Raw genomic sequence first — 14,658 nt, 5'->3', positions numbered from 1 at the left:
TAACTATAAAAATAGCTATTTAATCGATGTGAAATTTTGTAAAAAACATAGAAATATAGTTGCTTTTTTTAATTAATTGCATAGATTTGTTGCACTAAGATTAATTTAAAAGCGTGAATATGAATACCAAATCTACTTTATTTTGTGCGATTTTTTCTCTAATGATTACCTTTGGTTTTGCTCAAAAAAAAGAGGAATCTCAGAGTATTATTAGTGGTAAAGTAAATATCTCCAAATACCACAGTCGAGAGGACTTAAAAAAGATGAAAAAGGGAGATTTACTTGTTCTTTATATAGAACGAATAGAAGTTATTGTAAATATACTTCCAAACATTGCATTCGCAACTAAACCGGGTGTTACAATGGAAACATTAGGTATTCCTGATACAAAAGATAATAAAAGAGCATTAGAAGAAAACATTGAAGCCTCTACGTCTTATTTTGATAGTACTATGGAATTTCAAAAAAAGATATTACCCTATTCAGACACGAAGGATTTAATAGCGGCAATTCTTTTTTATGAATCTACATTAAAAGCATTACATACCTATGACGATTTTAAAAAGGACTAATTAGTTTTTTTATTTATTAAATGTGTTTTAAAACCTTGACCGTATTATCTGTCAAGGTTTTTTTTATTACTGTTTTTATGACGCAATCCTTATAAACATATAAATTTATTCGACAAAGTGTTATTTTTTGTAAGAAAAATATTATTATACGTATAATATTATGTATTTCATCGATATTATTTGTGTTTCATAGGTATTGTTTATATGTTTGATGATATAAAGTTTAAAAGCCCTTAATCTAAACTTAAAATTAACCTACTATGAAAAAAATTACTTTTACTACACTTGTCTTTCTTTTAGTGTTAGGTAATTTATTTGCCCAACAGGAAAAAGGAATTACTGGCTATAACAATTGGCTAGATTCATGGACAGACTTTCAGCCTAATAAAGCCAACTATGAAGAACCTACACAAATACTGTCTGGCAACATTTCGGAAAACACAACATTAACAAAAAGGAATACCTATCTTTTGCTAGGTGATGTTTTTGTTACAGATAGTACAACTTTAGTTATAGAACCTGGTACAGTAATACTTGGTGACTATAAAACCAAAGGATCATTAATTATTAGCAATGGTTCTAAACTTATAGCCGAAGGAAAATCTACAGACCCAATTGTATTTACATCTAACAGATCAGATAAAAAACCAGGAGATTGGGGAGGTATTTTTATTCTTGGTGATGCTCCTATTAACACCTTTGGAAAAGTAGCGTCACTTAATTATGGCTTAAACCCTTCTTCAACTGAAAGTATTAGTTATGGTGGCGATAACACTGAGAGCAACTCTGGTGTGCTAAACTATACTAGAATTGAATACGCTGGAAAAAAAACAAAGGATTTTGGAAATTTTAGCGGATTAACACTTGCAGGTGTTGGATCAGAAACTAATATTAAAAATGTAATGGTTAGTTATTGCGAAGGCAATTCATTTAACATTTTAGGCGGAGAAGTAAACTTAACAAAAACGGTTTCTTTTAGATCTAATAAAAACGATTACAACTTTAACCAAGGTACACAAAGTACTATAAAAAATGCTCTAGCGGTAAGATCACCTTACATCTCTAGTCCAGATGGTTCACGTTGTATGTATATCAGTTCTTACGATATAAAAGAAAAAGCAGACACCTCTAAAAAGGAAACCTTTGTAAATGCTGAAAACCTTACGTTAGTTAATGTAAGTAATGATTTAAAATCAGATATTAAAGTAGGCTTAGTACAAGAAGCAATTTATATTGGGCCAGATGTATCGTTTAATATTCATAAAAGTGTGATTTCAGGATTTAAACCAGCTGTTATCTTAGATGACAGAATAGAAATCAACAATGAAAATTTAGAAAAGATTCAATTCACGCGTTCATATTTCAACAATTGTAAAGGAAATATTTATAGAAAAGATCACATTAACAATGATGATTTAGAGAGTTGGTATGGAAGTCGAGCTTTTGACAATGTGTACTCTAAAGGACCAGATTCTGAAACCTTTATTGACTCTGATAATAGTAGAGCTCCAGATTTTAGATTAAGAATTAACAAAATTATAGCTTCAAATGATTTGTTTGACGATGAAAAAGAAGAAGATGATGAATAAAATAATTTCAAACGCCCAATAATATAACATATATGCAAATGATTGTTTAAATATGTTACTATACTGATAAAACCCAAATAGCTTATAGATTAAAAAATTACACCCCAACCCGATGCTTAAACCTACTTACCTAACACAATTCTTATTTGGAATTTGCCTATGTACTGTTTTAATGTCAAAACAGGCTACTGCGCAAGTAGTAATTGGTACGCCAAACTTAGGTTTTAGTCAAGCATGCGCAAGTGCATCATTTAACACTTATAATACTACATTTGTTTTTTCACCGGAATCTGCATTAAGTGCTTCTAATCAATTTACTATTGAAATGTCTGATGCTGATGGTGATTTTTCAGATCCAACAATAGTGTATACTTCTGAAGCAGGATCAGTAACCACCTCACCTGCAACTTTAGAGTTTTCAATACCAAACACAACTGCTGGCGAAAATTATCGTATTCGTATTAAAAGTAGTGCACCTGTAGCAACAAGCTCTAAATCAATACCTTTTGCGGCTTATTATAAAATTCAAGACTCACCATTTACAATTAATAATTTAGTTTCTACTGGAGCCTTTTGTACAGGCGGTAGCTATTTATTAACTATAGATAACCCTGGAAGTGAAACAAACGATTCTCCATTACTTTATCCAAACCTAACTTTTTCTTGGTACAAAGAAACAGGTCCTACAACATATGCTTATGTCGCAGATGGACCAACACTATCTGTAAGTGAGAATGGTACTTATTTCGTAAAAACAAATTATGGCAGTTGTACATCAGATTCATTTTCTAATCGTGTAACTATTAGTGAAGCTATTTCTGGTGAAGCTAATGCAACTATTGCTTCTAGTTTAGGAAATCCATATTGTCCAGAACAAGGTTTTACAACCTTAAGTACAATTGGCGGAAATACATATCAATGGTTTAAAAATGGCAACCTTATTCCTGGTGCTACAAGTCAAATGTACCAAACTAATGAGTCTGGTACGTTTTCAGTTCAAGTAGATTTAGGAGATTGTTCCGCTTCAGGTACTATAGAGCTGGTAAGTGAACTATTTGAAAGTTCAATTGACGTCTCAGAATATAATGAAATGCTTTCAGGAGAATCGTTATTGGTTAATGTGACTACAACAGCTCAAAACCCTACATATACTTGGTATTTAAACAATACAATTATAGCAAGCGCAACTGAAGCTTCTTTTGAGGCTACTGAATTTGGCGATTATAAAGTTGTGATCTCAGAAACTACAGGTTGTGAAGCTTCAATAGAATACACATTTACAATTGAAGAAGCTCTAGATCTTTTTCCTGATGTTGAAAAAATACCAAATGTTATTAGTCCTAATGGTGATTTAATAAATGACACTTGGGTTATACCAACTGCTTATGTAAGTGGAACAAATACCGAAGTTATTATAATGACCAATCGTGGTGAAATAGTATTAAAAACCAATGATTACCAAAATAATTGGCCAGAAAACAATTTAAACTTAACAAGTATTAATCAGGTGTTTTATTACATCATTACAACTGCTGATAACAACACAAAAAAAGGAACTATAACCGTAGTGAAATAATATGAAAGCACATTTTTTACTTTTTATATTATGTATCTGTTCTGTACAGACATTCTACTCTCAAGAAGATGACGGAGTAGTTTCGCTTGCGATTCCCACACGGAATTCTTTAACGTTTAATAGGTATACCATAAATCCAACATTTAGTTTTGTTAGAGAACAAACAAAATATATTAGTATCTATAATAAAAGAGAATGGATACAATTTGAAAACGCACCACTCACCTATTTAGCGAGTTATTCTGGACGCTTTGGAGAAAATATAGGTGCAGGATTAGGACTGTTTCAACAAAATTATGGAGTACTAACTACCTTTGGTGGTATTTTGAATTTTGCATATAATGCAAGATTAGGTCAGGATAGCAATCTTACTTTTGGTATTAATGTTGGAGCTTATAAAAGCGGTGTTAACACGGCAAATGTCGTTACTAATTTTGAAGACCCTTCATTACAAAATGTGCCAGAGAATTTCCTACTAACAATTAATCCAGGTATTAATTATGGAACAGAATTTTTAGATTTTGGACTGTCCATTAATAATTTAGCATTATACAATTTTGAATCTTCAGAACTTATAGAAGATAACCCACAGCAAGGTATTCAAGCCCATATAATGTATACTGGCTATATGGATAGCAGAGGTTTTTTTGATGAAAGTAAATTTTCAGGATTATTACGATCTGAATTTCAAAAAGAAGAAACTATTCTTTCAGCTGTTGCTATGGTAACAGTTCCTAAAGGAATTTGGGCACAAGCGGGTTATAACACGCTTAATGGTGTTTCAGGTGGTGTTGGACTTAATATTACAACACAGATAGCTATTGAATATAATTATGAGAAAGCCATTGGAGACTTAAATACATTTGGTTCTTCACACGAAATCACATTGGCTTATAGATTTAAAAACAATAATTATTATGATTATAGTCGCGAAGATGAAGTGAGCGGTATTCTTTCGGGCAGAAAGAAAAAACGACGTATATCAAAAACTAACAATTCAAGAGTAGCAAGTCGTAAAACCACTAGCAAAACTACAGCAAAAACTGAATCTGATGCTCAAGCAAAATTAATTGCAGAACAAAAGGCAAAAGCTAAAGCGGAAGAAGAACAAAAAGCTAAAGAATTAGTAGAAATTCAAGCTGAACTTGATAAAATTGAAGCTGATAAAAAAGCAGAACAAGAAGCACAAGCAAAACTATTAGCAGAACAAAAAGCTCAAGAGGAAGCAGCTGCACAAGCAAAACTATTAGCTGAACAAAAAGCTCAAGAGGAAGCTGCTGCACAAGCGAAACTATTAGCAGAACAAAAGGCTCAAGAGGAAGCTGCTGCACAAGCAAAACTTTTAGCAGAACAAAAAGCTCAAGAAGAAGCTGCTGCACAAGCAAAACTATTAGCTGAACAAAAAGCTCAAGAAGAAGCTGCTGCACAAGCAAAACTATTGGCAGAACAAAAAGCTCAAGAGGAAGCTGCTGCACAAGCGAAACTATTAGCAGAACAAAAAGCTCAAGAGGAAGCTGCTGCACAAGCAAAACTATTGGCAGAACAAAAAGCTCAAGAAGAAGCTGCTGCACAAGCAAAATTATTGGCGGAACAAAAAGCTCAAGAGGAAGCTGCTGCAAAAGCGAAACTATTAGCAGAACAAAAGGCTCAAGAGGAAGCTGCTGCACAAGCAAAACTATTAGCAGAACAAAAAGCTCAAGAGGAAGCTGACGAACAGGCTAAAGATGATGCGATTTCAAATCCAACAGACACTCTTGCTAAGTCTATGCAAACTATAGCAAAGTCAACTGAAAATTCTAAAGCTATTCAAAATGAATTATTAAAACAGTTTGATGATATTGTTGCTATTAAAGATCAAGATCTTAAAGATTTAAAAGAAGAAAATGACTTAAGCGATCAAGGTATTACAGTAAAGCCTAAACCTTTTAAAAGTGTTACTGCAGAAAATAATGCACTTAATGCTATTAAATCAGACTTAGAAAATGTAATTCAAACACGAAGTGAAAAAATAGATGCATTAAACAAGCTTTATGAAGAACGTGTTGAAAATGGTGCTTTTGCATTAGACGAAGTTACCCTATTCTACAAAAAGGAAATTAAAAGATTAAAAGCAGAACAATTAAAAGCTAAGGAAGTAAAAACAAAACTAGATACAAAATTAGAAGCAATCAGAGTTGCTACAGAGTTTGAAAAAAGAAGACGTATCAAACGTGCTGCTTTTAATAATGAAAAAGATAGATATAGCCAAGATAGAGCAATGTTAAAAAACATTAAAGAAACAACTAAACTAAGTGATACACCTTTAAAAGCTGAAGATTTTGACTTTGGTGAAGACCTTGGTAATAGTATTAAAATTTTAAAAAATATTGATAATGTTGAAAGCGGATATTATTTAATCATCGCTGTACATAGTGACACAAAACAAAGAAATGAATTTGTGACTAACGTAGTAGCTTCTGGCAGATCTGATGTCGATTTTTTCCACGATGTTAGTACCAGTAAATATTACATATTCTATGACAAGTTTGATAACATAAGCGATGCTAATGAAGCCTTAAAAACAAAAGGAAATAGACCGTATAATGGAAAAATGTCAATAGTTAAAATTGAAAATTAATAAGAGTTAAGCCTCTCTTTGCTTTCGCCTTTGCCCCGAGGAAAAAGTGAAGACAAAAACTAAAACATCATGAAAAAACCTACTTTTTCTAGAATAGCTATAATTGCTTTATTCCTCATTTTGGGACAGCAAATGTTTGCTCAAAATCTTGTGTCATTCTCGCCGCGATATGATCAAGCCATTAAAGGAGATATCCTTTTAATAGGAAACAGTAATGTGGGATTACATGTTTCAAATCCTTATAACGGAAACTCTACCAACGATGGAGTAAATGCTGCAGTATATGTAGATATTGATGGAGATCCTAGTACTTTTAACTCCAGTAGTGCCAATTTAGATGTACCAAGTGACGATAGCTGTTATGTTATAGTTTATGCAGGTTTATATTGGAGTGCAGTAGTTGATGGAGATGAACCAATTTCTGATGTAAAATTCAAAGTTCCTGGTGGTTCTTATGTAGATATTACAGGAACAGAAATCTACTATCAAAATGCACCTAACAATAACCAATCAAACACATATGCCTATTATCACGATGTTACAGATATGCTAACAGCTTTGCCAGATCCAGAAGGCACATATTCTGTTGCAAATATTTCTACTTTAGTAGGTCCAAAACCAAATTCAGAAGGCCTTTCTGCAGGTTGGTCCTTATTTGTTGTTTATGAAGACCCTCTTTTACCTAGTAAGTATATTACCTCTTTTGATGGATTTACTAAGATTACAAGTTCTATTAACGAAACATTTCCTGTAAGTGGTTTTAATACCATACCAACAGGTCCTGTACGTGCAAAATTTGCCTTTAGTACTATTGAAGGAGATAGAAGTTATAGAGGAGATTATTTAAAACTTAATGGAAGTACAATCAGTGTTACAAATAATGCTGGAAATACAATACGCCCTGGAAATAACTTTTTCAATAGTTCTGTTTCAGATATTAATCCTGTTACTAATACCTCCGAATTGTTTACCAATAGAATACCTAATAGCTCTAATACATTAGGTTTTGATGCTGGTATTATTAATATTCCAAATCCTGGAAATTCGCTTATTGCTAATAATGCGACCTCTGCTAATATTAGCTTGGGAAGTAATTTAGATATTTACTACTATTATTTTAGTGCTTTTGCAATTGAAATTATCGCTCCAAACATCGTGTTAACAAAAGTTGTTGAGGACGATTTAGGTAATGATATAGGCGGACAACTTGTTGGCTTAGGTTCGTCTTTAAATTATGTCATCGGTTTTCAAAATACAGGAAATGATGATGCAACAAACTTTACAATTAGAGATGTACTTCCTGTAAATATTATTTATAATCATCCAACAGATTTAGTATTACCTCCAGGTGTTACAGTTAATAGTTATGATCCTACAACAAGAGAACTTGTTTTAGATATTGACGATTCCCTTGTTGAAGAAAACGATCCTGTTTATGAAATCCGTATTGAAGTACAAGTTGTTGATGATTGTGGTCAGTTAGAAGATGCTTGTTCAAACATCATTAATAATCAAGCTTTTGCAACATACCAAGGAACTATAAATCCTGATTTTACTATTACAGACGACCCGAGTTTAAGTAGTAATACAGGCTGTTTAATTACACCACAAGCTACTAACTTTTTAGCTGATTTAGATTGTACTTTTGAGTATAGTGAAATTCTTTGTGGAGACAGTTTAGAGTTAACTGCAGCAAATGGATACGATTCTTATTCATGGTCTACAAGTCCTACAGGAGTTCCTGTTATTGGAACGTCACAAAATATTACAGTTACCGAATCTGGTACTTATTACTCTTACAATACAGCAATTGCTCCATGTCAGTCAATTGTACAGGAATTTAATGTGCAACTTTTTGGAGCTAACACAACAAACCCTGCTATTCCTTACGCTGATGAAGTTGTAGTTTGTCCTAATGACGGGAAATTATTACCTAATATATTCTTATGTGGTGCAGATGACACAAGAATTATTCAAACTAACGTATCCGATTCTACCTCTATTATTTGGGAAGTACTTGATGAAACAAGCTGTGATGCCGTTTCAGATTCTGACTGTGCCAATGAAAACCCAGCGTGTACATGGAATGCAATACCTAGTGAATCTGGATTTGTAGTTGATACAGCCGGACAATATCGAATTACTATTAATTATCCTGGTGGTTGTTTTGTTCAGTTCTATTTCAATGTTTACGAAAATATATTAAACCCTACAGTGGTATCATCTGATATTATTTGTAATACAAACGGAAGCATTACCGTAAATAATGTGCCTTCTGGTTATGAATACAGTATAGATGGAACAAACTTTCAAACAAGTAATGTATTTTCTGTAGACACTCCTGGAACTTACACAGTTTATGTAAGACAAATAGGAGTTTCAACAAACCCATGTGTATTTACAGTTCCTGAAGTTCAAATTAGAGATCGTGAATTTACAGGCTCTACAACAGTTACACAACCGCTTTGTCATGATGATAAAGGAAGTGTGCATTTATCTGCAAATGATGTAGATCCACAATACTCATTTACGCTTTCTCAAGGTGCTACAATTGTAAATACTGTTGGGCCTATTATTGACAATACTTATACATTCCAAAATTTAAACCCTGGAACTTATACTGCAACTATCGAATCTGAAAACGGTTGTTTATTTACTGAAGATATCACTATTATTGAACCACCTATATTAACAGCTACAGTGGCTTTAACTAGTCCTTTAAATTGTTCTGATGGTGAACTAACCGTTTATCCTGTAGGTGGAACACCTCCTTATTATTACTTTGTAAATGGTGCTACTGAATTTCAATCGACACCACAAATACCTGTAAGTTCTGCAGGAGTTTATAACATAGTTGTTACAGATTCTAATAACTGTAGTACAGATGTGACTATAAGCGTAGAGGCTATATCTGGACCAGATTTTACTGTAGATACGACAGATATTGCATGTGCTGGTTCTGATGGTACTGGTGCAATAACAATCAATGTTAGTAATGCTAATGGCAGTAGTATTGCTTATAGTATTGATGGTGGAGCTACATTCGTTAATTCAAATGTATTTTCAGGATTATCTATCGGGAATTATGATGTTGTTGTAGAATACACTTCTGGTACTGATGTTTGTGAATCGAGTCCACAAACCGTTTCTATTGATTCTGCAGCAGCTATTACTGGTACTGTAGATTTATCGGCACCTTACACTTGTCTTTCAAATGGAACCATTACGGTTACAGGAGTTACAGGTGGACAAGCACCTTACACTTATAGTATTGATGGTGTAACATTTCAAAATAATGCTAATTTCAGTAATTTAACTGCAGGAACGTATACTGTCATTGTAATGGATGTTACAGGATGTGCATCTGCAATGGATGAAATTACAGTCGAAGAATTAAACCCACCAACCGATTTAACGTTTAGTAATAGTCCTGTATCATGTCCATCTAATACGGCTACCATTTCTATTACAGGAACAACTGGTGGTGTAGGCATATTAGAATATCAAATTACAGCACCTGCTTCTGCAGTGACAGCTTACCAAACCTCTACTGATTTTTCAGGTTTAGAACCAGGAACTTATACTTTTCAAGTAAAAGATGAAAATGATTGTGTGTATAGTGAATCATATACCATTGTTCCTACTCCATCTCCAACATTATCTGTGGTGTTAACAAAGGATTTAGATTGTGCTGCTTCGCCAGATGCTATATTAACAGGAACTGTTACTGGGGCCGCACCTTACACATATGCTGTATCTATAAACGGAGCTGCTTATACCGATTTAGGCACAACTGGAACACCATTTACATACAGCGCTGCAACTGCTGGAACCTATCAACTTCAAATTACAGATGCGAATGGTTGTACAGCTGAGTCCTCAGTAATTACTGTTACTCCCGTATCATTACCAGCTCTAAGTTTAGTAGTGCAAACACAAGAGATTTTATGCCATGGAGACACTAACGGAGCTATTGATGTTACTATTGATACAACTGTAGGAACCCCTCCATTTGTAATTAATGTGAGTGATAGCATAGGAAACGATTACGGTACACAAACCTCTAGCTTACCTGCAGGAACATATACTGTAACTGTTACAGATTCAAAAATGTGTACAGCAACTGAAACTGTAGTGATTAACGAACCAGATGCTATAACTATAGATTATGATGCTGTTGATATTACATGTGGCTCTGGTGGAATTTCTCAAGGATCAGTAATTGTAAACTCAGTTACAGGCGGAATACCTCCATACAATTATTTTGTTACGGGTACTAATGGTTATTCAAATTCTGAATTAAACACTACAGGATCAACATCAGTTAGTTTTGATGTGGTTGATTTTGGACTTTATCAAATTAATGTGGTTGATGCTAATGGTTGTTCTATTTTAGTTCAAGATGTATTAGTAGCATCACCTCCAACAGATTTAGACATTAATATTTTACCATCATTTGATTGTGCTACAGGTGGAGAAGCTGAAGTTAGTATTGGATCATCTCTTACAAGTGCTGGACCATTTTTCTTCAGTATTTATGAAGGTCCTAGTACTGTATATCCTGCTGGAACATGGTTAAGTGAAGATACTCCTGGTAGTGAATCTGCGACATTTACAGATTTAATACCTGGCGTGGTATATACATTTATAGTTTATGATGCCTCTACATTCTGTAGTTATTATGAGCCAGCAACAATTCCAATTCCTACAAACTCTACATTAACAGCTACAGCGGTTAGTTCTAACAATATTACATGTACTGGAAGTGCTGATGGTAACGTTTCATTTACTGTAAACAGTTCTTATGGAAGTCCTGTCTCTATCACCTATGAAATCTTTGACTCTTTAAGTTTAACAACAACTGGAATCAGTGGTTCTGCTGCATTACCAGCAAATGGTTCATTAAATATATTAGAGTTTGGTCCGCTCCCATTCGGAAATTACTTTGTTTCAATCCGTGAAACATCAGGACCTAACGCTGGTTGCGGTATTGTAACGGCTCCATTTAATATTACCGAATCTGCATTTCTATTAGAATTAGCAGCTTCAGTTGATCAGAATGCGAATTGTGAACCTAATTCTGGTGTCATAAGCGCTATAGCTTCAAACGGAACACCTCCTTATCAATATCAGATTACAACAACTGCTACTCCTCCACTTGTTACAGACGCAGCATGGAATAGTTCAAGTACATTTAATAATGATGCCGGAAGTTATTACGTTCATGTTAAGGATGCATATAACTGTATCGTTACGAGTCCTGTTTTAGTCATAGATACAGATCCTACACCTGCTATTTCTGCAACTTTAAATAATCAATGTACAGTAGCGGAAGGTGCTTATGAAATTGACGTAACATTAGATACTGTAGGTACACCTCCTTACAGTGTGAGTATTGATGGTGGTGCATTTCAAACTCAAACATTTCCATTTACACTTTCAAATTTATATTCAGGTACACATACTATAACAATTAATGATGTTAATGGCTGTGGTAACACAGTTTCAGTAGACGTAGTTGCACCTATTACTATTATACCAGAGGTAACAGCTTTACCAACATGTAATGATGATGATGGTGAAATTACCATGACCACTATAGGTGGATCTGGATCTTATACCTATAGCATTTCACCTAATCCTGCTTCACTTAGTTTTGCAGGAGATGTATTTTCTGGAGTCCCTTCAGGAATGTATACAATTACAATTACAGACACTGTAACAACTTGTACTGAAGAGGTATCTATTTCAGTTGCAGAAGCTATACTTCCTACACTTAGTCTGACTCCAAATGCTATTACTTGTTTTGGAGATAACTCTGGTTCATTTGAAATTAATATAGCTAATTACACCGGAGCATATACTTATGAGGTCTTTGATAGTCTAGGTACTTCCGTAACAGGAATTGTAAATGCAAACACATCTACCAATCCTGAAATAATAACAGGAATGGAAGCAGGAACATTTTCTGTGGTTATTACTGAAACAGATATCCCGTTCTGTTCTGCAACATCTAGTGTCATTATTGCGTCTCCTTTAGAAGCTATGACATTAAGCGTTTCTGAAACTTCAAATGTAACATGTAATGATAATGAAGGTACCATAACAGCTATTGCTACCGGTGGTTGGGGAGATTATGAATATGAACTAACAGGAGCTGCAACTGTAGCTTATTCTAACAATGGTTCATTTAGTGGATTATCTGCTGGAACTTATATCGTAAATGTTAGAGATGCTGGCGGTTGTATTGTTTCTGAAACTATAACTTTAGAAACACCTGATCCAATTACTGCAACATTTACTCCAAGTACAACAGTACTATCTTGTTTTGGAGATCAAGATGCGAGTATTACTATTAGTAATGTTACTGGCGGACAAGGCACAAATTATACTTATACATTAAATACCGTTTTACCAACACCTAGTGTTTCTGGTCCGCAAACCTCTAATGTATTTGAAAACTTAGGGCCTGGAACCTATTTTGTTAGAATTACTGATGGTTATGATTGTGAATTTACATCTGTTAATATTGTGATTACTGAGCCAGCACCAATTGAAGCTAGTTTGGTAAGAACAACAACACAAACATGTTTAACAGAATCTACATTAACATTAAGTGCAACTGGTGGAACAGGTTTATATTCCTATAGCGAAAACCCTTCGTTTACACCTATTATAGGAACATTTTCAACATCGACAACATTCTCAGTTCCTGATGGTACGTATGCTTATTATGTAAGAGATGCCAATGGTTGTGTTACTAACGTATCTAATGAAATCACCGTAGATCCATTACCAACATTAGAAGTTACCTTAGAGTCTACTAACCCAACTATTAATTGTGCTGGTGATAATAACGGAACAATTATAGCTACAGCAGTAGGTGGATTAGGAAATTACACCTATACGCTTCGAGATAATTTAGGCAATCCAGTAATTGCTACAGAAAATAGTCCTGGTTTTTTTACAGAACTTTATGCAGGTGATTATGTTGTTCTTGTAGAGAGTGGTGATTGTAATGCAACTTCTGCTCCTATTAGTATCACAGAACCAGATGCACCACTTGATGCTAGTATTGTAGTTAACAATGTAAGCTGTGCAGGAAATAATAATGGTTCTGTTGAAATCACCGCTTCTGGTGGAACTGGAATTATTAAATATGCTATTTCACCACAACTCAATCAATTTTTTGAAACTAATACCTTCGAGAATTTAGCGCCTGGAGATTATAACATTATTGTACAAGATCAATTAGGTTGTTACTTAACTTTCGATTTTACTATAACAGAACCAAACCCAGTTATATTAAGTATTGTAGCAGACTCGTTCTTCCCTGAAGTTTGCACCGGATATGAAGATGGAGAATTTAGTATTGCCATTTCAGGAGGTACACTTCCTTATAGTGTGAGTTTAGATGATTATAATGGTGTTTACACTACAGGTAGTGCAGTACAAACGGAATTTGATTTTACAAACTTAGTTGGTGGAGATCATATTGTATTTGTAAGAGATGCCGAAGGATGTGAATCTGAATGGAATATTACATTTCCAGAATCTGTGAGTATTTTACCAGAAATAACTATTGAATATATCTGTGAAGATAATCTGCAAGGAAATATAGTAACAGTTACTGTTGATGCTTCTATAGAAGATCTTACACAACTTGATTATTCATTAAATGGAGGCCCTTTTCAAGCCAGTAATATTTTTTACAATGTACCAGTAGGAACAGGTCATTACATAGAAGTACAACATACTAATAGTTGTGTTCAGGCTACTGATCTCTTTGATATAGACATGGCAGAGCCTATAAGCTTAACCTTAACAGAGGGAGAACTTAATCAGTTTACTGCAACTGCCTCTGGTGGTGAAGGAGACTACCAATTTACTTTGAATGGTGAAGATTATGGATCTGAAAACTCTTATATGATCACAGAATCTGGATTATATACGGTAACGGTTACAGACAGTGCAGGTTGTTATGCAACAGCACAAATTCAATTAGAGTTTGAAGACATTTGTATTCCTAATTGGTTTACTCCAAATGGCGATGGAGAATATGATACTTGGGCACCTGGTTGTACACAAAACTACCCTAACCTAACCTTCGATATTTTTGATCGATATGGACGTAAAGTCGCGACTTACAGAGTTGGCGAGGTTTGGGATGGAAAATATAATGGTAGAGATTTGCCTATGGGAGATTATTGGTTTGTTGTTAGAACAAATGACTCCACATACAATAAGGAATTTGTAGGACATTTTACACTATATAGATAACAGCCAAGAACATTTAAAGAGATA

The 14,658-nt window shown here is 34.2% G+C and carries 5 protein-coding genes; all 5 read left to right on the top strand.

The window, feature by feature from the left end; translation table 11 throughout:
* Positions 1-119: 119 nt before the first annotated feature.
* The 5 genes from VDP25_RS09080 (at position 120) to VDP25_RS09060 (ending at position 14,634) form a co-directional block, all read left to right on the top strand.
* Entirely contained in the window at positions 120-572 is a 453-nt protein-coding gene (locus tag VDP25_RS09080) for a hypothetical protein (protein ID WP_334468958.1), read from the top strand.
* A gap of 260 nt (positions 573-832) precedes the next feature.
* Complete coding sequence (locus tag VDP25_RS09075) at positions 833-2,161, top strand: hypothetical protein (RefSeq protein ID WP_215925579.1); 1,329 nt, start codon at positions 833-835, stop codon at positions 2,159-2,161.
* Between the two features lie 172 nt (positions 2,162-2,333).
* Positions 2,334-3,737, top strand: a complete 1,404-nt coding sequence (locus VDP25_RS09070; RefSeq protein ID WP_334468953.1) for a gliding motility-associated C-terminal domain-containing protein — start codon at positions 2,334-2,336, stop codon at positions 3,735-3,737.
* A 1-nt stretch (position 3,738) separates the two neighbouring features.
* Positions 3,739-6,354 carry a PorP/SprF family type IX secretion system membrane protein gene (locus VDP25_RS09065; RefSeq protein WP_334468951.1) on the top strand — a complete coding sequence of 872 codons (2,616 nt, stop codon included), beginning with the start codon at positions 3,739-3,741 and terminating at the stop codon, positions 6,352-6,354.
* A gap of 69 nt (positions 6,355-6,423) precedes the next feature.
* Positions 6,424-14,634 carry a T9SS type B sorting domain-containing protein gene (locus tag VDP25_RS09060; protein ID WP_334468948.1) on the top strand — a complete coding sequence of 2,737 codons (8,211 nt, stop codon included), beginning with the start codon at positions 6,424-6,426 and terminating at the stop codon, positions 14,632-14,634.
* Positions 14,635-14,658: the final 24 nt, after the last annotated feature.

The organism is Winogradskyella sp. ECml5-4, assembly GCF_036903175.1.
Taxonomy (GTDB): Bacteria; Bacteroidota; Bacteroidia; order Flavobacteriales; family Flavobacteriaceae; genus Winogradskyella; species Winogradskyella damuponensis.
Note: the sequence above shows the minus strand (reverse complement) of the source record. Positions and strands in the feature narration are given on the sequence as shown.